This is a genomic window from Flavobacterium sp. CFBP9031 (assembly GCF_034044945.1).
Classification (GTDB): domain Bacteria; phylum Bacteroidota; class Bacteroidia; order Flavobacteriales; family Flavobacteriaceae; genus Flavobacterium.
Genome location: NZ_JAXCWF010000001.1, coordinates 693,030 through 714,092 on the forward strand (window position 1 = coordinate 693,030; position 21,063 = coordinate 714,092).

At 32.4% G+C, this 21,063-nt stretch carries 22 protein-coding genes; 4 read left to right on the forward strand and 18 right to left on the reverse strand.

Features of this window, described 5'->3' with window-relative positions; all coding sequences use genetic code 11:
- The first annotated feature begins 8 nt into the window (after window positions 1-8).
- Window positions 9-1,280 carry an acyltransferase family protein gene (locus SOM12_RS02955; protein WP_320492325.1) on the forward strand — a complete coding sequence of 424 codons (1,272 nt, stop codon included), beginning with the start codon at window positions 9-11 and terminating at the stop codon, window positions 1,278-1,280.
- A gap of 231 nt (window positions 1,281-1,511) precedes the next feature.
- Entirely contained in the window at window positions 1,512-1,931 is a 420-nt protein-coding gene (locus tag SOM12_RS02960; RefSeq protein ID WP_012026941.1) for a nucleoside-diphosphate kinase, read from the forward strand.
- A 71-nt stretch (window positions 1,932-2,002) separates the two neighbouring features.
- On the opposite strand, the gene SOM12_RS02965 is transcribed toward SOM12_RS02960, so the two are convergent.
- From SOM12_RS02965 to SOM12_RS03030, 14 genes are all read right to left on the reverse strand, one after another.
- Complete coding sequence (locus tag SOM12_RS02965; protein ID WP_095931055.1) at window positions 2,003-2,722, reverse strand: hypothetical protein; 720 nt, start codon at window positions 2,720-2,722, stop codon at window positions 2,003-2,005.
- 141 nt (window positions 2,723-2,863) lie between these two features.
- A complete protein-coding gene (locus tag SOM12_RS02970) occupies window positions 2,864-3,160 on the reverse strand; it encodes a DUF721 domain-containing protein (protein ID WP_095931056.1) in 297 nt (98 codons plus the stop codon).
- Window positions 3,141-3,581, reverse strand: coding sequence for a lipocalin family protein (locus SOM12_RS02975; RefSeq protein ID WP_320492327.1), 441 nt, complete (start codon window positions 3,579-3,581; stop codon window positions 3,141-3,143). Before SOM12_RS02975 ends, SOM12_RS02970 begins: the two co-directional genes overlap by 20 nt.
- A gap of 485 nt (window positions 3,582-4,066) precedes the next feature.
- A complete protein-coding gene (gene ftsY / locus SOM12_RS02980) occupies window positions 4,067-5,020 on the reverse strand; it encodes a signal recognition particle-docking protein FtsY (RefSeq protein WP_095931059.1) in 954 nt (317 codons plus the stop codon).
- A 188-nt stretch (window positions 5,021-5,208) separates the two neighbouring features.
- Window positions 5,209-5,361, reverse strand: coding sequence for a DUF4295 domain-containing protein (locus tag SOM12_RS02985; RefSeq protein WP_008468081.1), 153 nt, complete (start codon window positions 5,359-5,361; stop codon window positions 5,209-5,211).
- Between the two features lie 75 nt (window positions 5,362-5,436).
- On the reverse strand, window positions 5,437-5,619 hold the full coding sequence (gene rpmG, locus SOM12_RS02990; RefSeq protein WP_011963553.1) for a 50S ribosomal protein L33: 183 nt from the start codon (window positions 5,617-5,619) through the stop codon (window positions 5,437-5,439).
- 27 nt (window positions 5,620-5,646) lie between these two features.
- Window positions 5,647-5,883 carry a 50S ribosomal protein L28 gene (gene rpmB, locus SOM12_RS02995; protein WP_008468080.1) on the reverse strand — a complete coding sequence of 79 codons (237 nt, stop codon included), beginning with the start codon at window positions 5,881-5,883 and terminating at the stop codon, window positions 5,647-5,649.
- Window positions 5,884-5,954: 71 nt separating this feature from the next.
- Window positions 5,955-7,208 carry a CinA family nicotinamide mononucleotide deamidase-related protein gene (locus tag SOM12_RS03000; RefSeq protein WP_320492331.1) on the reverse strand — a complete coding sequence of 418 codons (1,254 nt, stop codon included), beginning with the start codon at window positions 7,206-7,208 and terminating at the stop codon, window positions 5,955-5,957.
- Window positions 7,209-7,386: 178 nt separating this feature from the next.
- Window positions 7,387-7,731, reverse strand: coding sequence for an Hpt domain-containing protein (locus SOM12_RS03005; RefSeq protein ID WP_008468078.1), 345 nt, complete (start codon window positions 7,729-7,731; stop codon window positions 7,387-7,389).
- Window positions 7,731-8,342, reverse strand: coding sequence for a fumarylacetoacetate hydrolase family protein (locus SOM12_RS03010; protein WP_095931061.1), 612 nt, complete (start codon window positions 8,340-8,342; stop codon window positions 7,731-7,733). Before SOM12_RS03010 ends, SOM12_RS03005 begins: the two co-directional genes overlap by 1 nt.
- An 87-nt stretch (window positions 8,343-8,429) precedes the next feature.
- A complete protein-coding gene (locus SOM12_RS03015; protein ID WP_248727902.1) occupies window positions 8,430-9,200 on the reverse strand; it encodes a 3'-5' exonuclease in 771 nt (256 codons plus the stop codon).
- 218 nt (window positions 9,201-9,418) lie between these two features.
- Complete coding sequence (locus SOM12_RS03020; RefSeq protein WP_095931063.1) at window positions 9,419-10,777, reverse strand: dihydrolipoamide acetyltransferase family protein; 1,359 nt, start codon at window positions 10,775-10,777, stop codon at window positions 9,419-9,421.
- Window positions 10,778-10,861: 84 nt separating this feature from the next.
- Entirely contained in the window at window positions 10,862-12,025 is a 1,164-nt protein-coding gene (locus tag SOM12_RS03025) for a glycosyltransferase family 2 protein (RefSeq protein WP_320492332.1), read from the reverse strand.
- Window positions 12,026-12,056: 31 nt separating this feature from the next.
- Window positions 12,057-13,238, reverse strand: a complete 1,182-nt coding sequence (locus SOM12_RS03030; protein WP_320492333.1) for a hypothetical protein — start codon at window positions 13,236-13,238, stop codon at window positions 12,057-12,059.
- 135 nt (window positions 13,239-13,373) lie between these two features.
- On the opposite strand from SOM12_RS03030, the gene SOM12_RS03035 reads away from it, so the two are divergent.
- Complete coding sequence (locus SOM12_RS03035) at window positions 13,374-13,931, forward strand: hypothetical protein (protein ID WP_095931112.1); 558 nt, start codon at window positions 13,374-13,376, stop codon at window positions 13,929-13,931.
- A gap of 241 nt (window positions 13,932-14,172) precedes the next feature.
- Here SOM12_RS03035 and SOM12_RS03040 read toward each other — a convergent pair whose 3' ends face one another.
- The gene (locus SOM12_RS03040; protein WP_320492334.1) at window positions 14,173-15,363 is read right to left on the reverse strand and encodes a DUF5009 domain-containing protein; all 1,191 of its coding nucleotides are present in this window, start codon (window positions 15,361-15,363) and stop codon (window positions 14,173-14,175) included.
- A gap of 112 nt (window positions 15,364-15,475) precedes the next feature.
- Here SOM12_RS03040 and SOM12_RS03045 point away from each other — a divergent pair, with 112 nt between their 5' ends.
- Window positions 15,476-16,213 (forward strand): tyrosine-protein phosphatase, encoded by a 738-nt coding sequence (locus SOM12_RS03045; RefSeq protein WP_320492335.1) that lies wholly within the window; start codon window positions 15,476-15,478, stop codon window positions 16,211-16,213.
- A 26-nt stretch (window positions 16,214-16,239) separates the two neighbouring features.
- Here the strand turns inward: SOM12_RS03045 and SOM12_RS03050 are convergent, their stop codons facing one another.
- From SOM12_RS03050 to SOM12_RS03060, 3 genes are all read right to left on the reverse strand, one after another.
- The gene (locus tag SOM12_RS03050; RefSeq protein ID WP_320492336.1) at window positions 16,240-17,655 is read right to left on the reverse strand and encodes an undecaprenyl-phosphate glucose phosphotransferase; all 1,416 of its coding nucleotides are present in this window, start codon (window positions 17,653-17,655) and stop codon (window positions 16,240-16,242) included.
- A 177-nt stretch (window positions 17,656-17,832) separates the two neighbouring features.
- Window positions 17,833-20,199 carry a GumC family protein gene (locus SOM12_RS03055; RefSeq protein WP_320492337.1) on the reverse strand — a complete coding sequence of 789 codons (2,367 nt, stop codon included), beginning with the start codon at window positions 20,197-20,199 and terminating at the stop codon, window positions 17,833-17,835.
- 20 nt (window positions 20,200-20,219) lie between these two features.
- Complete coding sequence (locus SOM12_RS03060) at window positions 20,220-21,011, reverse strand: polysaccharide biosynthesis/export family protein (RefSeq protein ID WP_320492338.1); 792 nt, start codon at window positions 21,009-21,011, stop codon at window positions 20,220-20,222.
- Window positions 21,012-21,063 lie beyond the last annotated feature (52 nt).

Genomic DNA, 21,063 nt, shown 5'->3' on the forward strand with positions numbered 1-21,063 from the left:
CTAACCTAATGGTAAGAGATCGATTAATTTCGCTTGATGTCTTTCGCGGACTGACAATTCTATTGATGACTATTGTAAACAATCCAGGAGATTGGGGAAATGTTTATCCTCCGCTTTTACACGCGCACTGGAATGGCTGTACACCAACCGACCTTGTATTTCCGTTTTTTATTTTTATAATGGGAGTTGCTGTACCGCTTGCAATGCCAGAGAAAAAGTATGACGAAACAACGTTTAACAAAATCCTGATTCGTTCTTTAAGAATGTTCTGTTTGGGGATTTTCTTTAATTTCTTCGGAAAAATTCAGCTTTTTGGATTAGACGGAATTCCGCTTCTAATTGGAAGATTGGTCATTACTTTTGCAGTTGGTTATGCTTTGATGGGAAGTTTTAGCACGCGACTAAAAAACATTTTTGCATTTGGCATATTGGCTATTTATCTCATTTTAGCCTACGGCGGATTTGAAAATTATCAAGATGTTCGACTTCCTGGAGTTTTACAGCGTATTGCAGTAGTCTATTTTGTCGTTTCACTTTTATATTTAAAGACATCTCGAAAAACTCAAATTATTACGGGAGCAATTTTACTTCTAGGGTATTGGGCAGTTATGACTTTAATTCCTGTTCCTGGTTTTGGAGAAGCAAATTTAGAGAGAGGCACTAATTTAGCCGCTTGGGTTGATAGCATTTTCTTGAAAGGACATATGTACCATGAAACCAATACTTGGGATCCAGAAGGAATCTTAAGTACTTTGCCATCAATTGTAAACGGCATTATTGGTTTATTCATCGGACAAATTCTATTGCTTAATGTAACTAAAATCCAAAAAGCCCAAAGAATGGGAACGATCGGCACTGCGTTAGTTTTTTTCGGTTTAATCTGGGATTTAGTTTTTCCAATAAACAAATCAATCTGGACAAGCAGTTACGTTTTATATACAACAGGATTGGCAACAATTTGTCTTACAGCATTATATTATATAATTGACATAAGAGAATTCAAAAAAGGCTTTAAACTATTTGTTATTTGGGGAGTAAATCCAATGATTGTTTTCTTTGCTTCACAAATTATTCCTCAAGCTTTGGTACTCATTCGTTTTCAGCATCCATCACTTTCTGGCGAACAAATTAACCTTTTAGACTATCTATACCGTTTCGGAATTGCACCATTTTTTAGCAATCCAATGACTGCTTCTTTGGCAGGCGCATTAACATACGTTGCAATCTGGACATTTATTTTGTGGGTATTCTACAGAAACAAATTAATCTTTAAAGTCTAATTTTTACACGATATATAGAGAGAAACATAATTGTAGAGACGCACAGCAGTGCGTCTTTTTTCATTAAACATTTACTTTTTGTTAGATGTACTGCAGTGCATCTCTACATAATGACTCAAAAAAAAGCCTATTCTTGGTTAAAACATTATTCTACTATGTTTTAATTACGAATTAATTAAAATCAATTCATAAAAAAAGTATACTTTTGCACAAAATTTAATAAAATATAAAATGGCAACAAATAGAACTTTTACAATGATTAAACCAGATGCTGTTGCAAACGGACACATCGGGAATATCTTAGCAATGATTACTAATGGTGGTTTCAAAATCGTTTCATTAAAATTAACTCAATTAACTGTAGCAGATGCAAAAGCATTTTACGCAGTTCACGCAGAAAGACCTTTCTACGGAGAATTAGTTGAATTCATGTCTCGCGGACCAATTGTTGCTGCTATTTTAGAGAAAGATAACGCAGTAGAAGATTTCAGAACTTTAATTGGAGCTACAAATCCAGCTGAAGCTGCTGAAGGAACTATTCGTAAAGCATACGCTACTTCAATTGGAGAAAATGCAGTTCACGGATCTGACAGCGACGAAAACGCTGCTATCGAAAGCGCATTCCACTTTGCAGGAAGAGAGCAATTCTAATAAGAATTACAAATCAAACAAAAAAACCCGCTTCAAATTGAAGCGGGTTTTTTATTTTTATTACGAACTGATTATAGAGTATTAGCAGTCTTTTTTACCATTTTCTCAATTCTTCCATCTAAATCTTTCAAAAGCTCATCTAATGCACTCTCACACATTGGCAATACTTTATCAAAAGATAAAACAGGAATACCTCCTACAATTGTTCCAGTTTTCTTAGATGTTGCTCCTTCATTGAAAGCAAACAATTTTTTTCCATTTTTGTCATACAAAGCAATTCTTGCATAAGCTTTCATTTTAATAGTTCCTGTTCCACCAACAGCGAATCCTTTTACTACAGCAAAATGAATTTCAGTAAACAAAACACCATCAGCATTATCTTTAAACATAGTTGCTGTAGCCACTTCGTTTGCAGAACCATTTATTCCTTCATAAATATATTTGTATCCAGGATAGTTGATAATATATTTTCCAGCATCTCCTTCTTTATCAAAATGAGGAACGTAATCAATATATTCTTGTTTTTGAGTTACTTCCGTTTCAGGAATTAAATCAAAAGGAAATTTTTTCGAATAATCATTAAAAAATGCATTATGATATTTCTCCAAAATTGGCAATAAGTTAAAATTCGGATTACTTCCTAAATCTGTCACTGCAGCCAAACCATTTAAACCAAGCTCAGAAAGATCTATTGTTTTATCTGTATAAAAAGAGACAACAGCAACTTTTTTCTTTTGTGCAGAGCTAGTTAAAGCAAATAATACGGTTAAAATAAGTAAAATTTTTTTCATTGTTTTTTTTAATTGTTTTTGGGTTACTAAAAGATGCTACTTACAAAAAATAACGCTCAAATGTATCGCAAAAAAAAACACTTCACAATAGAAGTGTTACTTATTTTTAAAGTTAATCTTATTAAAAAAAATCAAATGAAATCAGCGTAAAACAACATCTTTTACTACCTCGCGTCCCAATTCTTCGTTAATCATTTTAACAATTTTATATTTTCCATGAGTTAATTCTTCGCGCAGAACAGACGAACCTAATTCTACATAAAGTGTACTGCCTTTCAGTACAACATTTCGAGTATAAGTATTGACCCCGCTCCCCATAAGATTTTTCCAAGCGTCACGAACATCAATTTGATCCATACCTGGCTGCAATTTATTCACTTGAATAATCTGCTGTAATACAGCACTAATCGTGCTTTCGTTATTTAGTCTTTTCGCCATCGTTCAAAAGGTTTACTGGTCCAGCTTTTTTATAATGATATTCAATTTTTTGTGGATTTTTAACCACCAATTTGTCATCAGAGAGCGAAATAATTTCCTCGCTCCATTTTGCATAATCCGTTTTATAATCTAAGAAAACTTGTTCTCCAGTAAAACGAACCGAAACATTCTCAAAAGTGTCTGTTGTCAAAAATGTACCATCAAATTGTGGCATCACTTTCGTTCGAACTCCTTTATTGTTTTTAATTTGAAAAAAATCAAAAGTCTCGTTCATTTTATATTCCTTCTCCTCGCCTTTCTCAAAAACCACTTTTTCAATTTCCCAATAACCATTTAATTTAGCGAGGTCTGCAGGTTTTATTTCCTGTTTACAGCTCACAAATAAAAGTGAACAAAACAAAACTATAAAAGTGTTTTTCATAAATAAAAATATTAAAATTTATTCTTTTTTAATCTGAATGAAGTTGAAGAATTAGGAGCTATTTCCTGCTGTCCGCTGTATCTTTTGCGCCGAACCCAGGCACAAAAGGATACCGCTCCCATCATGGCTAGGCTTCCGGTTTCAAAAGAAGATTTTCTCAGACTACAAAGATAACCTTATAATCCTCAAAAGAAATAAAAATCGAAAACACATTCAACTATTTTTCAAAACAGGCATTACCAATAAAAAAGAATCCTTAAATAGAAACGCCTAAACGAATCCTATTTAAAGACTCAATAAATTTTCAATTATATTTATCGATTAGAACGTATTCTTTTAAGAACACCTAAAAAGAATAAAACTATCCCTAGAACCAATAAAACATAATATACCGAAAGATTTTTATCCTTTAAAACATTTGCCAGAACAAAAGATATTACACTAGCAAAATAAAAAGTTAAAGCTGATATATTTTTCATTATTAATTATTTAAAAAAGCTATCTACAAATTCATATTTATTGAAGACTTGCAAATCTTCAATTCCTTCGCCAACACCAATATATTTCACAGGAATTTGAAATTGATCTGAAATTCCAATTACCACACCGCCTTTTGCTGTTCCATCCAATTTTGTAACAGCTAATGAAGTAACCTCTGTAGCTGCCGTAAATTGTTTAGCTTGTTCAAAAGCATTTTGTCCTGTAGAGCCATCCAAAACCAAAAGCACATCATGAGGCGCATCAGCAACCACTTTCTGCATTACACGTTTTACTTTTGTCAACTCATTCATTAAGTTGATTTTATTATGAAGACGTCCAGCTGTGTCAATAATTACAACATCAGCATTTTGAGCAACTGCAGATTGTAAAGTATCAAAAGCTACAGAAGCAGGATCGCTTCCCATTTGCTGTCTTACAATAGGCACATTTACACGATCTGCCCAAACTTGCAATTGATCAATCGCAGCAGCACGAAATGTATCTGCAGCACCTAAAACAACATTATGCCCCGCTTTTTTAAATTGATAAGCCAATTTACCAATTGTTGTAGTCTTTCCAACTCCATTTACTCCAACAACCATTAAAACGTAAGGCTTTTTATCTTTCGGAATTTCAAATTCTGTTGCCTCACCTGTATTCGTTTCAGATAATAAAGCACCAATTTCATCACGAAGAATTTGATTCAATTCTTCTGTTCCTAGATATTTATCTTCAGCAACACGCTTTTCAATTCTTGTAATAATTTTCAAAGTAGTATCTACCCCAACATCAGAAGCCACAAGAACTTCCTCCAGATTATCTAAAACATCATCATCAACTTTAGATTTCCCTGCAACGGCTTTACTTAACTTCGAGAAAAAAGTAGTTTTCGTTTTTTCAAGACCTTTGTCTAAAGTCTCTTTTTTTTCGGTAGAGAATAATTTTTTAAAAAAACTCATTTTTTGTAGATTATTTAGATTTACTAGATTTCTTGATTTTCATGCAAGAAATCCAAATCTTTAAAGAAAGCGCAATTGTTTTACCAAAAAAGGCCAATTGTTACGATTCTTTAAATTTTTAGACAAATATAGGTAATAAAAAAGCTACTTCCGAAAGAAAGTAGCTTTTCTATATAATGTAATTGTAATTATTTCTTTTTCAAGAACTCATCAACTTCTTCAGGAGCCATAATAGATTCTACGAATGTATACGCACCAGTTTTAGGAGATTTTACCATTTTGATGGCTTTTGATAATCTCTTAGAAGATGTTTGTAACGATGCTACGGTTTTCTTTGCCATGATTCAAATGTTATTTGAAATTCATTAAATCTTCAAATGAAAAACCATTTGAGATTTAATCAAAATCTCTAATTATTACTTAATTTCTTTGTGAACAGTTACTCTTTTTAAAACTGGATTAAATTTTTTAATCTCTAATCTGTCTGGAGTATTTTTTTTGTTCTTAGTTGTAATATATCTAGAAGTTCCTGCAACACCAGAAGCTTTGTGTTCAGTACATTCTAAAATTACTTGGATTCTATTACCTTTCTTTGCCATCTTGCTATATATTTATTTAGGAAAAGATTATTTGATAAATCCTTCTGACTGTGCTTTTTTCAAAACAGCAGTGATTCCATTTTTATTAATTGTTTTTATCGTAGATGCTGCTACTCTAAGAGTAATCCATCTATCTTCTTCTGGAAGATAAAAACGCTTTTTAACTAAGTTTACAGAAAACTTTCTCTTAGTTTTGTTCATAGCGTGAGAAACGTTATTTCCTACCATCGCTCTTTTACCTGTAAGGTCACAAACTCTTGACATTATACTTATCTTTTATCGTTATTCAAAATCAGGGTGCAAAGAAAAGAAAAATAAACCATTGTAGCAAAAAATTATTGCACAAATTTTAAAATTTCTTTCTGTAATATTTCCAAACTCTTGACAGACGCCCTATCTATCACTTTTTCACGAGGTTGTCCGAAGTTAAATTCCTCGACAATTACCCCGTCTGGTGTTGCCAAAGCAATAAAAACAGTGCCTATTTCAGCATCAGAATCGCCTTTTGATGGACCTGCATTGCCCGTCGTTGCTAGCGCATAGTCGGTTTTTAGCAAATCTTTAGCACTCAAAGCCATAGCCGATGCAACCTCAGCACTAACGACCGAAAATTGATCAATTAAATTTTTCGGTATTCCCAAAACATTTATTTTAACTTCTGTCGCATAAGAAACAATACTTCCTTTAAAATAGCTTGACGAACCTGGAACAGCCGACAATAATGATGCAATTCTTCCACCTGTGCAACTTTCTGCTGTTGAGATGGTTTTATTTTGTTTCAAAAGCAACTTACCAATTACTGTTTCAATTGTTTCATTCTCTTCGTAACCTACAATTATATCATGAATGATGGCATCCAAGGACTGCACATTACTTTCTATCGCTTCTTCTAATTCCTCTTTATTAGTCCCGCGAGCAGTTAAACGCAAACGAACTCGCCCTGGATTGGGCAAATAAGCCAATTTTATAAATTCAGGAAGGTTGTTTTCCCATTGCTCAATACGTTCTGCAACTAAACTTTCTCCTTGCCCATACGTCAAAATGGTTTTATGAATGATATAAGGACGTTTGTATTCGCGGACAATTTTAGGAATTATTTCTTCTTCTACCAGATATTTCATTTCGTACGGAACTCCCGGAAGCGAAATAAATACGGTATTTTCTTTCTTCATCCACATTCCTGGCGCAGTTCCAACTTTATTATGCAAAACAGTACAGGTTGACGGAACAAGAGCTTGATCTTTGTTCAATTGAGAAATGGGTCTTTTATAAAATCCTTCAATTAATTCCGTCACATGCGCCAAAACTTTTTGATCTACAATTAACTCATCATCAAAGTATTCACAGAAAGTTTTCTTTGTTACATCATCTTTGGTTGGCCCTAATCCACCTGTCACAATCACAACATCTACTTTGTTTTGTAGTTGCGTAAAAGTGCCTAAAATATGTTTTTTGTCATCGCTTATTGACAGCATTTCTGCCACCTCAACTCCAATTCTATCAAGTGATTTGGCAATAAAAGCCGAATTTGTATCTACGATTTGACCAATTAAGATTTCATCTCCAATAGTAATAATTGCTGCTTTCATAATCAGTGAAATATTTGTGTCTCTTAAATAAATAAGCTAATAATTTATAAGTAGAAAATTAAATTTTGTCTAGGAGGAAGGTATTAACGGCTTTTACAAACTATAAGCCCGTTTACAAAATTTAAAAAATGTTTTGACTTATTCCTTTTATAAAAACAGGAATAAGTCAAATTTTATATTAAAGATCAAAATCTTTTTTAATTTCTTTAATCGCTTCTTTTACTTGCACTTTAATACTTTTAAAAGTTTCGATAATATCTTTTTTCTTGCCTTCAGCTTTTGTCCAAGCTTCTACCTGCAAAATTTCTTCAAAAGCCACATTTAACCCCATCAAATCAAGTGTAGGCTTTATTTTATGAGCATAGGAATAGGCGTATTTATGATCCTTCTTTTTTATTCCTTCTTTAATTTGTTTTAAATCTTCTGGAACTTCTGTAACAAATAAGGTTAAAATTTGATTTACAAATTCAGGGTCATTATCTGAAAGCGCATAAACTTTCGAAAGGTTGTACTTTAAAGCCATTATTTTACTTGTATTCTGAATAATTTTTTATCTTCTAAAAAGCCTTCTAAAACATCATTTGGTTTTACAGCCGCAACACCTGCAGGCGTTCCTGTAAAAATAATATCTCCAATTTTTAAGGTAAAAAACTGAGACACGTGAGAAATCAATTCATCAATTTTCCAAAGCATCATATTTGAGTTTCCTTTTTGAACTGTTTCTGAATTGCTTCTTAATTCAAAATTAAGATTTTCCATAGAAACAAAATCAGTTTTTGGCAAAAAATCTCCAATAACTGCAGAACCGTCAAATGCCTTGGCTTTTTCCCACGGAAGTCCTTTTTCTTTCAATTTACTTTGCAGGTCTCGAGCAGTAAAATCGATTCCAACACTTATTTCATCATAATATTTATGAGCAAATTTTGGCTCAATATATTTCCCTACCTTATTAATCTTTACGATTATTTCAACTTCATGATGAACATCTTCAGAAAACTCCGGAATAACAAAAGGATGCTGCTTCAACAAAACCGCCGAATCTGGCTTCATAAAAACAACTGGCTCGCTTGGGCGTTCGTTTTTCAACTCTTCTATATGATTGGCATAATTCCTGCCGACACAGATAATTTTCATTCTTTTTTAAGTTGCTGAGATACTGAGATGCTAAGATACTAAGAATCTAAAAAAATTAGAATCTCAGAATCTTAGCATCTTAGAAACTTATTTAGTATTTAATTTTCTTAATTTAATTGCTGTCAAGACTTTTTTGGTGTACAACGGAAAATCAGCATTTTGAATCCAGCTGAAATACCCTGGTTCTGTTTCTAGAACCTTCTCCACTTTAGCTCCTTTATGTTTTCCAAAAGTAAAAATTTCTTCGTCATCTTGATCAAAAGCAATCATTCCTGCAAAATCGGCGATTTTTTTACGTGTCGTAAATTCAGACAAAGATTTCATATCGTTCTCTAATTCTGGATAACGATCTAATTGCGCTTTCAAGATTTCGTAAGTTGCCATTGTATCCGCTTCTGCCGAATGCGCATTGTCTAAACTTTTTCCACAATAAAATTTCAAAGCAGCACTTAAAGTACGCTCTTCCATTTTATGAAAAATAGTCTGCACATCTACAGAAACTTTGTTCTTCATATCAAAATCAACTCCTGCGCGAAGTAATTCTTCTGCTAAAAGCGGAATATCGAAACGATCTGAATTAAATCCGCCAAGATCACTGTCTTTTATCATATTATGAATATGCGGAGCCAGTTCTGCAAAAGTGGGTTCATTGGCTACTTTTTCGTCTGTTATGCCATGAACTGCAGTTGTTTGTGGAGGAATTGGAATTGTTGGATTAACCAACCAGGTTTTACTTTCTTTGTTTCCGTTTGGAAAAACTTTGAATATTGAAATTTCTACGATTCTATCTTTACCGATATCAATTCCCGTTGTTTCGAGATCAAAAAAGCAAATTGGCTTGTTAAGTTTTAATTCCATTTCTAATTTTTATAAGTTTACAAATGTAATTTTTAAAGCGGAATATCTCTCTTTATTCTGATTTTTTTTGTCGAAAAATGCTTTCAATTAATCAATTTTAACTTTTCAAAAACAAGCTTTTAGTAAGTCTGCGTAGTACTGCTTAATTCTTTTCTTACAAAACAAAAAATCCGCCAAGTTTTAAACCTGTCGGATTTGAATTTATTTGTACTTTATTTTTAGAAATCTCTATCTACATCAAAAGCTTCTAAATATTCTGCTACTCTTTTCACAAAACTTCCTCCTAATGCACCATCTACAACTCTATGATCGTAAGAGTGCGATAAGAACATTTTCTGACGAATTCCGATAAAGTCACCTTCTGGAGTTTCAATTACCGCAGGCACTTTGCGAATAGCACCAAGCGCTAGAATTCCAACTTGAGGCTGATTGATAATTGGCGTTCCGAAAACACTTCCAAAAGTACCAACGTTTGTTACTGTGTAAGTTCCACCTTGCGTATCGTCTGGTTTTAGTTTTCCAGCTTTTGCACGGTTTCCTAAATCGTTAACCGCTTTAGCCATTCCAACAAGATTCAACTGATCTGCATTTTTAATTACAGGAACAATTAAATTTCCGTTTGGCAATGCTGCTGCCATTCCTAAATTGATATTTTTCTTTTTAATGATATAATCTCCGTCAACAGAAATGTTCATTCCTGGAAAATCTTTTAAAGCTTTTGCAACTGCTTCCATCATAATTGGAGTAAAAGTCAGTTTCTCGCCTTCTCTTTTTTCAAAAGCTGCTTTTACTTTATCTCTCCATTTTACAATATTCGTTACATCTACTTCAATGAAAGATTGCACGTGAGCCGAAGTCTGAACCGATGCTACCATGTAACCCGAAATCAGTTTACGCATTCTGTCCATCTCAACAATTTCGTCACCACCATTTACAGAAACCGGCACTGCCTGCTGGCTTTTTTGAACAACTGGCTCAACTGCTTTTGGAGCTTCAGCTTTTGGAGTTTCTGCAACAACTTTTGGAGCAACTTCAATTGTTTGCGGAGCTTGAATAGATCCCGATTTACGAGCTTCTACATATTTTAGAATATCTTCTTTAGTCACACGTCCATCTTTTCCAGAACCTGGAATGTTTTCGAGTTCGTTTAAAGAAAGACCTTCTTCTTTTGCAATATTTTTTACTAATGGAGAAAAGAATTTATCTGATCCTGAGAAATCTTGAGAAGTTACCGTTTCTTTAACCGATTCGATTGTTTTTTCGATTTCTGCAGCTTCTGCAGGAGCGGCAGTTTCTTGAACCGTATTTGCAGCTTCTGGAGTTGCTGTTTCTCCGCCTTCAGTTTCAATAATAGCAATAGTTTGCCCTACCTGCACTAAATCATCTTTACCAAACAATTGCTCAACTAAAATTCCTGATACTTCGCTAGGCACTTCGCTGTCAACTTTATCTGTTGCAATTTCGAGTACAGCTTCATCAGCCTCAATTTTGTCTCCAACTTCTTTCAACCAATTTGTAATAGTTGCTTCAGCGACACTTTCTCCCATTTTAGGAAGCTTTAATTCAAATCTTGCCATATTGTTAATCTAAAAGATGTTTTTGATTTTCAGATTGCGAAATTAATGAATATTTTAAACATAAATTTCATTTAATATAATTTTTTACTCGATTTTTACAATTTGCCCTCTGTCATTTCTGGAATTACTTCCAATAATAAAATGGGTATTTTTAGGCAAAACTTTAAAAGTAATACTCTTATCTTTAATAGTTTCTATGATTTCGATACATTTTTTGAATGAAATGTACTGATTATCCAAAATTATTTCGACGTTTTTTCCCTTAAAAATCAGGCACGAATTTACCATTTTTTCTTTCGGGATTTTTAAAAACTGGACTTTATTTTTTAAAATTAGGGCCATTTTGTAAGACAAATCTTCATTTAAAGAATAAAAAACATGCAATTCTGGATTTGGTTTTATTCTTGTTTTGCCTTGAAACATTTTTACAAAAGAGAAAAACCAAGTTCCGATTTGGATGAAGAAACTAAAAAACAGTGATTTCTTAAAATGCTTCTGATAAAAGAAATTCATAGCTTCCTGAAAACGTTTCATATATTTTTCGTCTTTTATGGTGCTTTCTCCTTTATAGTGCAAAACTGTAGTTTCGTGAAAGTAAAAATTTACCTTTTGTTTTTGCAATGCTCTATACGATAAATCGATATCATCAGCATACATAAAACAATCTTCATCAAAACCTTTTAAATCTTCATAAAGCTCTTTTTTCAAAAGCATAAAAGCGCCAACGAGAATATCTACTTCCCCCGTTTCGTCTTCATCTAAATGCTGTGCGTAATATTGATTGAAGAGTTTGATTTTAGGAAAAACTTTATACAATCCGAAAATTTTGGTAAAAGCAACCCAAGGCGAAGGAATTCCGCGTTTGCTTTCTGGAAGAAACTCCCCTGTTCCATCAATTAATTTACAGCCAACAATTCCGAGTTTTTTTTGCCCTTCGGCGAAAGCCAAAATCTTCGTAAAAGTATCTTCTGCAACAATGGTGTCCGGATTTAAAATGCAAATGTACTTTCCTTTCGCTTGACGAACACCAATATTATTGCCTTTTGGGAATCCAAAATTTTCTTTGTTTTCAATCAATTTAACGTCTGGAAATTTTTCTTTCATCATCAAAACACTTTCGTCTGATGAATTATTATCAATCACAATAATTTCTGCATCGATTACCACAATTGCCTCCTGAACACTTAAAACACATTGTTCTAGAAAGTAACGCACATTATAATTTAAAATGACAACCGATAACTGCATGAAAAATTGAGTCTGTAGATTTTGGCCGAAGTTAGAAATTTTCTGATAACCCCAAACGCAATGACCAATCGTTTTTACTAATTCCGTAATCTAATGCCAAATTACTGCCATTGCGTTTATTCCATTTAATACGAATTCCTGTTCCAACCGCAGGATTCCATTTTTTAAATTGATAGGTATCTAACTTAGAAACCGAAGAAATATTAGTAAAAAAAACAGCACCAAAAAATCCGTTTCGACTTATGTCGGTCCTGTATTCGGTTTCAAAATAAATAAGAGCATTGCTTCGGTATCTATTTTTGGTAAATCCACGTCCTGTTTTGCCTTCACGATCCCAACCAATACTTGGCAAATCTAAGTAATGCGGTTTTCCGCCAAACGTTGACCAGTAAAAAGCTCTTGAAGCCCAAACTCGATGTTTGGTTTTACTGAAAGAATGATATTTTCGAGCATCAAAATACAAAGATTGCCATTTGTCTCCTTCTACTCCACTGGTATTTATTCTAAAATCGGCTTCTATATACAAACCTTTTTCGGGATTAATAATGTTTTCCCTCGAATCGTAAAGTCCCTGCAAGGCAAAACCAAACGAAGTCTCGTTAGAGTAATCGCCATTCATATATTTGAAATAATCGGTTTCTCCCTCTATATATGATTCTTCCGAAATATTTTTATAATTATCTAAAAGAAAGCCAACTCCCAAACGATAATTTCCAATAACCTGCCTGGTAATAAACTGATAAAAACGCCATTGCTGGTAATCGAGCGTTGACATTTCTTTATCTGAATTGTCTTCGCCCAATCCATAAGTATCTTGGGGATAAATCATGTAGCGATAATCTCCAATAAGACTCCATTTATTATCTTTTGAATAGATGTAAGACTGAATTGGAAATACAAATTGCTTAGTAAAACTAAAATAAGGCGAAAAAGTAACCTGAGACATTCTGGTTGTTTTGGGATCTCCTAAATAAAATGTTGTCAGAAAAGAAACCACCAAACCTGTGCTGGAATTAACACCAACTGGAACCGGCAATAAGGAAAAAGCTAGTTTTTTATTTCTTTCTGGACGAATGGTGTCCTGCTTATCAAAAACTCGATGAATAACATCCAAAATATCTCGTGTACCCACATTTGTGCTATCATTTTGAGCTTGACAAAACGATCCAATTAAAAATAAAACTACAATGTATTTATTTTTTAAACCATTCACACACAATATTTTAAAAACACCCTCTTACAAATTTAGAATTTTATTAAGAATATCAATCATTTTTTTATGCTAATCTGAATTACATAAAAAGTTATATTTGAAATGCTAAATTATTTGATTTTGAAAATCTTTGCTATGTTTCGCTATTGTCTTTTTCTTCCGTTGATTATGCTCTTTGGCTTTTCAGCAACCTATCAGAAAAATGAAATAAATCTTGTAAAAACAAACAAATGGTTCATTGCTGGGCCTTCTGTAGAAAATGAAGACATGCTGAATAAATTCCGCCTACAAAATGGAATGGTTAGCGTTACAACAAATGACAACCCTAAGGGTGAAATAGAATTGAATGTCACGATTACTCCCTCTGAAACCAATGACGGAATTCCCGCAAATCTTTCAGACGATTCTAAATACCTCAAAATTACTTATCAATCTACACAAATTATAAAACTGCAAGCGAGAGAGGGCAATCAAGAAGGCACCGGTTGTGCGCACGGAGGTTCACATCCAAGAGTTTCTATACCTGCTTCTCCTAAACGCTTTTCTACAATAAAAATTCTATGGTCAGATTTCAGACAAGATGAACTCCCTGACGGAAAACTTTTAAACATTCATAATTTATGCAAGCTTAATTTTGTCAATTACAATCCTACTTCAGGTTCTGTTCTGAAGATAAAATCGGTGAGTTTTTAGTTTTTTTGTTTCAGGTTTCAGGTTTCAAGTTTTATCCGGAACTTGAAACATTGTGTTTTTTTCTGCAAAATACGCAAGTTTTTGTTCTATGTTCCACTCACTACAAACACAAAGTTCACAAAGCTTTAAAAACTTTGCGAACCTTGTGTATATCTTTGCGCTCTTTGCGGTTAAGTTCAACAACATGAAACTTGAAACTTGAAACTTGAAACCTGAAACTTGAAACCTGAAACTTGAAAAATTAAAGGTGCAGCTGAATTTTATATCGATTCAAGATTTTCATAACATAAAGCATAATGATAGAAAATACTAAAGACCAAATAATTCCAGGAACTCCTTCTCTAAAATATCCGGGAATAATATGAAGATTAAACGCTTTACAGAAATAATAAATCACGCCTGGCAAAATATAAATCAATAACGGATTTGCCGCTGCAGGCATAAAAAATTCACTCCATTTGGTTTGTTTTTTAACTTCCATCAACCAATACAACAAATAGAACAAAACGGTACATATTGCTGCCGAAAACATTGTCCACGATGGTGTTCCTTTAATTTTTGAAATTCCAAAGTAAGGACGAAGCAAAATAGCCGTGATTGTAAATAGCGCAACAAAACCAATTACAGACCAGTTGATTTTGGAACTGATTTTTCGATCAAAAAACAATAACGAAACTATTATTCCTGCTGAAGCTAAAGAAGCATGCGTTAAATGTCCAGCTATAAAACTCAACCAAGAAGTATTTTGTACAAAAGAATTTTCTGTTAGATTAAGCGAATTCATTGCAACAGAAAAAACTAAAAATGCAATCATTGCCCATAAATTTCCAGAAACTAACCAATAATAAACTACTGTAAAAAGATACGCCCAACCGATTAATCCGAGTATTCCCCACCATTTTGGAGTCATTCCTCGATCTCCAGTTTCTTGAACATATAAAAAATACAGTGTTACTAGAACTAAAATCCCTCCGTATTGAAGTATGCTTTTTAACCATAAAGGAAAATCTTTTGGATATTTATTCCAAATCGGAATTGGCATCGCATAGGCTAAAAGCCCCCAAAACGCAGGTGCGATTATCATTTTAGAAGCGTCGTAGCCATATTCGGCATTGACCATAAAAACGCCAATTACAATAAGAGCAATGGCTCTTTTAAGAGTATGTGTCCAAATTGTTTTCGGGCTGTCACCTTTTATCAATCTGGCATTAAAAGCAAACGGAATAGACATTCCGACAATGAATAAAAAAGCAGGGAAAACTAAATCAACAAAAGTCATTGCATCTGCATCTGCAGGCATATGTTTTAACCATTGTGGCACATTTTGAATACTCGCAAGCTCATTTACAAAAATCATTACAAAAATGGTAATTCCACGCAAAGCATCAATAGAAATAATACGCTGATCAAACAAATTCTCTTTTATTTTCATAATTTTTTACTTTTTTACTAAAAATCAAATATAACATAAATCTAAAATGTCTTATTACAAATTCTAGATTATTTTTGCAGCATAATGAATTGAGCTAAACCTTTTTTGTACTATGTTATCATTTTTCAAATCGAAACCTTTTTTAAGAGATCTGCTAGGCGGTAACTTTGTCGATATTCACTCTCACCTGTTACCAGGAATTGACGATGGCGCAAAAACTATTGACAATACTAAAATGCTTATTAAATCTTTAAAGGGATTGGGAGTATCTCAATTTATTACAACTCCACATATTAGCCACTATCTTTGGGATAACTCTCCTTTGACTATTATCAATTCTTATATAGAAACTAAACAGATTATAACAAATGAAAATATAAATATTCCTCTTAAAGCAGCTGCAGAATATTTTATGGACGACTGGTTTGAGAATCACTTTAAAAGTGAAAAGCTTTTAACTTTAAAAGATAATTATGTATTGGTAGAAATGTCTTATATGAATGCTCCAATACAGCTTTATAAAACGCTTTTTGACCTACAAGTAGCAGGATATATTCCTGTTTTGGCTCATCCTGAAAGATATTTATTTTATCATAAAAACTTTAATGAATATGATAAATTAAAAAAAGCGGGATGCCGATTTCAGTTAAACTTACTTTCAGTTGTCGGTTATTACGGAAGTGAAATTAACAAAATAGCCGAACAAATTCTCAAAAAAGGAATGTATGATTTTGCAGGAACTGATGTCCATCACAATAAGCATGTTAAATCTTTTGAGCAAAAGGTAAATATTAGGGATGTTTCCATTTTGAAAGAAGTAATTGCAAACAATTCCTTTTTCAAATTTTAAAAAAAAATACAACGATATAGAACTTGCTAATAAGCATTTTCTTCGCCTTTAATAATGTTCATAATTGTTCTAATTATAATCTTAACATCTAATAGCAAACTCCAATTTTCTATATACCAAATATCGGATTCTACTCTATTTTGCATATCAGAAAGCTTTTTTGTTTCTCCTCGATAACCATTTACTTGTGCCCAACCTGTAATTCCTGGTTTAGCATAATGGCGAACCGAATAATTATCTATTAGTTCTCCATATTCTTTGGCTAAATTGATCATATGAGGCCGTGGACCTACTACAGACATATTTCCGAAAAGGACATTAAAAAATTGTGGTAACTCATCAATACTTGTTTTACGCATAAAGGCTCCAAATTTTGTTATACGCAAATCTCCTTTTTTAGCTTGTTTATCATGTGCCAAATCATTTAGGTACATGCTTCTAAATTTAATACATGAAAATGATTTGTTGTCTCGACCAGAACGATCTTGCCTAAAAAACACAGGCCCTGTTGATTCCAATTTTATAATTATCATCACTATTGGAAAGAGCCAGGGAAAGATCAAAATTATAACTAGTGCAGAAAAACAAAGATCAAAGATTTTTTTTATAAGTCTGTTTATTGCTAATTCTAAAGGTTCAGGGCGTAGCATTAAGACAGGTGTATTTTCATAAAAAGCTACTTCAACCTTACTAGATTTTGTATACAACTGAAAATCAGGAATAAATTTAATTCTGACCAAGTTTTGCTCACATACTTTTGTTAACTCATTTATTACTTTAATATTATCTATATGCAAAGCTACATACACTTCTTCTACTTTTTCTCTAATAATAAAGTCTTGTACATCATCAAATCCTCCGATAATTGGAATAGATTGATTTTCTAATTCATTCTTTTGATCAAAAAAACCTAAAAATTTGTATCCATATGTTAGATCTTTAGCTAGTATTTTCCGCATCTTTTCTCCTGTTTCATTAGCTCCTACAATAATGATTTTTTTAAAATTATATCCTTTAGCTCTAACATACTTTAAGAGTTTCATTAGTATATAGCGGGAGATCATTAGTAAAGTAAAAAAAAGCAGGTAAAAATATAACAACCTAAGCCTTGAAATGTCTGTATATTTTAAAAAAACAACAAAAAAGACTATTAAGGCGACATGTATAAGAATCTTTTTAATTGTTCTTTTTAAAATTGATTCAATATATTCTATCCTTATAATTCTATGAGAGTCTTTTTGCATCAGTAAAACAATCCAGATCAAGTTAGCTAATAGTGAAATCGTTTTTTCGTCTTTTAAAAAAAGCTTCTCTGTATCTCCAAATCTTGTCATAGCAGATAGATATACAGCAAAATTTAATAATAAAAGATCCCAGCACACAAATAATAGTTTAGAGTAACGCGAAAAACGATATTGTGATAGGTTTTGTAAAAAGTTCATTTTTAAGCTTTTTGTCTGAATAAGATTTGTTTTTAGTCTAAATGACGAAAATAGTATTTTAATTATTGCTATATACTATTTTTACGTCAATTCTTGTGAAACATTAAATTAACAACATAGATACAATTGTTTTGCAAAAAAAAACGGCTCAAAATATTTTGAGCCGTTTTTTTTATTTTAGCTGATAATTTTTTTAAGCCACCCCCTTTTCTCCAATTTCTCTCCATAACCGTAACTATACATTCCTTTCGGATTTGTATCATTTAGAACAATGCACATATTAGGAAGTTTTTTATCTCTAAAAAATCTGTTTGCAATAGATATCATTCGTTTTTCTAAAAATCTGGCACGCATTACATAAACAAAAGTGTCAGCATTTTTTGCTATAAGCAATGTATCCGTTACGAGACTAACCGGAGCAGTATCTACTATTATATAATCATATTCTGCTTTTAGTTTTTCAAATAGCTGATCTACTTTTTTGTTCGTCAACAATTCAGGTGGATTTGGTGGAACTATTCCTCCAGGCAAAATATAAAAATTCTCATATTTATCATGCTTTACGATATAATCCTCAATTTCTTTATTGCTTGAAGACAAATAATTTGTCAGCCCTTCAGAGGGAAGATTAATATATTCATTCAGTTTTGGACTTCTAATATCCATACCTATAAGCAAAACCTTTTCTTCTAACAATGCAAAACTGGCTGCTAAATTTGTCGAAATAAATGTTTTACCTTCAGAAGCAAAAGTTGAAGTTACAAATATCGTTTTTGCTTTACCTACTTCATCTTTATTCAGCATAAATCCAAGATTGGTTCTAACAATACGAAGCGCTTCTGCAGAGCTACTCCTGCTATTAGGCTGGATTAATTCTGACACATCCTCGCAATTAGGTACATCGCCTATAAATGGAATTTGCGTTTTCCCTTCTAAATCATCTCTGCTTTTAATTTTAGAATTTAACAAATCATCTGCATAAATAATACCCAACGGAAACAATATCCCAAATAAAATTCCTGCTAGATAAATTATCTTTTTCTTTGGACTAACTGGATTCTTTTCTGCTTTTGCCGTATCAATTATTCGAGCATTCGGTTCAGTTGCGGCTAACGAAATTGCCGCTTCTTCTCTCTTTTGCAATAAGTATAAATAAAGCTCTTCTTTTACTTTTTGCTGCCTCGCTATCACTCTAAATTGACGCTCTTGAACTGGAATTTTTCCAATTTTACTATTCAAAACCCCTTCTTTGGTTTTTAGATCACGATTTTGAATTTGCAAATTAGACTGCATCCGATTCAAACTTTCTGCAACATTAAGTTTTAAAGAACTTATTTGTTGATCTAATTTTACAACCGTTGGATTCTCATTTGTTGCCGATTTTAAAACTCGATTACGATCTAAAACCAGTTGATTGTAGGAACTAATCAAATTAGATGCATCTCCTTTATCTAAAATTAGATTAGAAGGTAACAAATCTGAGTTTGAACTTTTTTTAATAAAATCAAGCAACGAAGAAACTATGTTAAACTGAATTTCAGTTTCAACTCCTTTTTTATCATATTCATTTGAACTTTCAACATACAGCTTTGCATCAGATTCAATATCAGTTAGTCGATTTGATTTTTTGAAGCTCTCAACATTTTGTTCTACTCCATCAAGTTCTTGTGTAATCAGAGCAAGTCTGTTTGCAATAAAATTAGAGGTGTTTTCTGAAATGAAATTTTTATCTTGTTTTGAACTCTCATTATAAATCTCAACCATATTGTTTAAAAACTCCTCAGCCTTTTTAGCGACTGGATCTGAAACTGAAATACTAACCACACTACTGGTTTTACTAATAGGTTCTACTTTGAGTTTTTTCCTAAAATCTTCTGTTAAATCATCTAATGGTTTTATCAAAATGGAGATAGATTTCTCCCCATTTGAATAAAAATCAGAAAAAAAAGATGTTTTGTTTACTACTAAAGTTCCTATTTTCGTAAAAATTTTTTCTCCAAATCTAAATTCTTTCTTAGGCGATTCTATAAAGCTTTCCTTGTTTTCAGTTTTCTCTACCAATAAAAAAGTTTCAGCAGTTCTTAGTTCGCAATTAAGATTAATATTTGCCTCTCTAAACGATTGCATTTTATTTACAAAATGAATTTCTATTGGAGCTTCGTCATATATATCACGTTCGATAAAATTTTTCTCATGTAACAAAGCAACATTTAAATTAAGTTTCAAAATGGTACTTTCTACTAAAGTTCTTGATTTTAAAATTTCAATTTCATTATCAAGATTACTTTTCATACTTGATCCCAAACCTAAATCTGAAAAAACGGAAAGTTCTGAAAGCATCCCACCTTTTTTCTCATCCTTAACAAGTATTGTAGTTGAAGCCTCATAATAAGCTGTTGAAAATCTTAAATATAAAAAAGCCAACAGTAGGCCTATTATAATACTCAGTAAAAACCAACGCCAATGAACTAAATATTTTTCTAATTGTTGTTTAAGATCAAGATCTTCAGCATCATCTTCAACATCATTGTAAAACTCTTTCATTATACTTTATTATTTCGATTTTATTTAAAAATTAGGACTGAAAGCGAAACTAAAATAGAGATCGCAGAAATGATTACAGAGGTATTTGGACCGACTGCCGAGGAATTCACTCTAGTTTTATTAGGCTCAACATATACTACATCATTTTGAGCCAAATAGTAAAAAGGAGAATTAATAAAATCTGATTTTGTTAAATCTACTGTATTGTATGATTTTACTCCATTAACTTCCCGAATGACTAAAATATTATCTCTTTTTCCATATATAGTCAAATCCTTGGCCATACTCAAAGCCTCAATTAACGTAATTCTTTCTGAAGCAACAGGATAAGTTCCTGGTTGATTCACCTCTCCTTGCAATGAGACTTTGAAATTTGTTATACGGAGATTGATTATTGGGTTTTTAATGTAGTTCCCAATTTTATTCTGCAATAATTCCAACACTTCTGTACGGCTATATCCACCAACTTTTATTTTCCCAACTACAGGAAACTCAATATTTCCGTTATGATCTACCAAATATAATTGCAACGTTTCTTGACCACGAGCAACATCCAGTTTATTGTTACCGGCAATACTGTATGTTTTTAAATTAAAAGGAATAGCAACCTCAGGGTCATCAGCAGAAACAATAATCATTAGTAAATCATCAGGCTGAATTTTAACTTCATAAGAAGTTACATTTTGCTTGGTTTGAAGAGAATCAATGTTTTGGTAATAGACGAGATCTTTCTTAGAAGCACAAGAAAAAAACAAGAAAAAAACTGACAAAAAAACGAAAGTTTTTATCAAAAAGACAAATTGAAATTTCATTAGGTTTGATTTTAAATCATAAAACATTTACAACAAAATAGAAAGCCTATCC

Excerpts from the sequence above, each read along its gene's own strand:
- SOM12_RS02985 (WP_008468081.1), bottom strand. The coding sequence starts at position 5,361 with ATGGCAAAGAAAACCGTAGCATCGTTACAAACATCTTCTAAGAGATTA.
- SOM12_RS02955 (WP_320492325.1), top strand. The coding sequence starts at position 9 with ATGGTAAGAGATCGATTAATTTCGCTTGATGTCTTTCGCGGACTGACA.
- SOM12_RS03005 (WP_008468078.1), bottom strand. The coding sequence starts at position 7,731 with ATGGCTTTAAAGTACAACCTTTCGAAAGTTTATGCGCTTTCAGATAAT.
- SOM12_RS03040 (WP_320492334.1), bottom strand. The coding sequence starts at position 15,363 with ATGAAAATAAAAGAGAATTTGTTTGATCAGCGTATTATTTCTATTGAT.
- SOM12_RS02960 (WP_012026941.1), top strand. The coding sequence starts at position 1,512 with ATGGCAACAAATAGAACTTTTACAATGATTAAACCAGATGCTGTTGCA.
- SOM12_RS03000 (WP_320492331.1), bottom strand. The coding sequence starts at position 7,208 with ATGAAAGCAGCAATTATTACTATTGGAGATGAAATCTTAATTGGTCAA.
- SOM12_RS03020 (WP_095931063.1), bottom strand. The coding sequence starts at position 10,777 with ATGGCAAGATTTGAATTAAAGCTTCCTAAAATGGGAGAAAGTGTCGCT.
- SOM12_RS03060 (WP_320492338.1), bottom strand. The coding sequence starts at position 21,011 with ATGAAATTTCAATTTGTCTTTTTGATAAAAACTTTCGTTTTTTTGTCA.
- SOM12_RS03035 (WP_095931112.1), top strand. The coding sequence starts at position 13,374 with ATGTTTCGCTATTGTCTTTTTCTTCCGTTGATTATGCTCTTTGGCTTT.
- SOM12_RS03045 (WP_320492335.1), top strand. The coding sequence starts at position 15,476 with ATGTTATCATTTTTCAAATCGAAACCTTTTTTAAGAGATCTGCTAGGC.
- rpmG (WP_011963553.1), bottom strand. The coding sequence starts at position 5,619 with ATGGCAAAGAAAGGTAATAGAATCCAAGTAATTTTAGAATGTACTGAA.
- SOM12_RS03055 (WP_320492337.1), bottom strand. The coding sequence starts at position 20,199 with ATGAAAGAGTTTTACAATGATGTTGAAGATGATGCTGAAGATCTTGAT.
- SOM12_RS03050 (WP_320492336.1), bottom strand. The coding sequence starts at position 17,655 with ATGAACTTTTTACAAAACCTATCACAATATCGTTTTTCGCGTTACTCT.
- SOM12_RS03015 (WP_248727902.1), bottom strand. The coding sequence starts at position 9,200 with ATGGAATTAAAACTTAACAAGCCAATTTGCTTTTTTGATCTCGAAACA.
- SOM12_RS02970 (WP_095931056.1), bottom strand. The coding sequence starts at position 3,160 with ATGGCGAAAAGACTAAATAACGAAAGCACGATTAGTGCTGTATTACAG.
- SOM12_RS02965 (WP_095931055.1), bottom strand. The coding sequence starts at position 2,722 with ATGAAAAAAATTTTACTTATTTTAACCGTATTATTTGCTTTAACTAGC.
- SOM12_RS02975 (WP_320492327.1), bottom strand. The coding sequence starts at position 3,581 with ATGAAAAACACTTTTATAGTTTTGTTTTGTTCACTTTTATTTGTGAGC.
- rpmB (WP_008468080.1), bottom strand. The coding sequence starts at position 5,883 with ATGTCAAGAGTTTGTGACCTTACAGGTAAAAGAGCGATGGTAGGAAAT.
- ftsY (WP_095931059.1), bottom strand. The coding sequence starts at position 5,020 with ATGAGTTTTTTTAAAAAATTATTCTCTACCGAAAAAAAAGAGACTTTA.
- SOM12_RS03010 (WP_095931061.1), bottom strand. The coding sequence starts at position 8,342 with ATGAAAATTATCTGTGTCGGCAGGAATTATGCCAATCATATAGAAGAG.
- SOM12_RS03025 (WP_320492332.1), bottom strand. The coding sequence starts at position 12,025 with ATGCAGTTATCGGTTGTCATTTTAAATTATAATGTGCGTTACTTTCTA.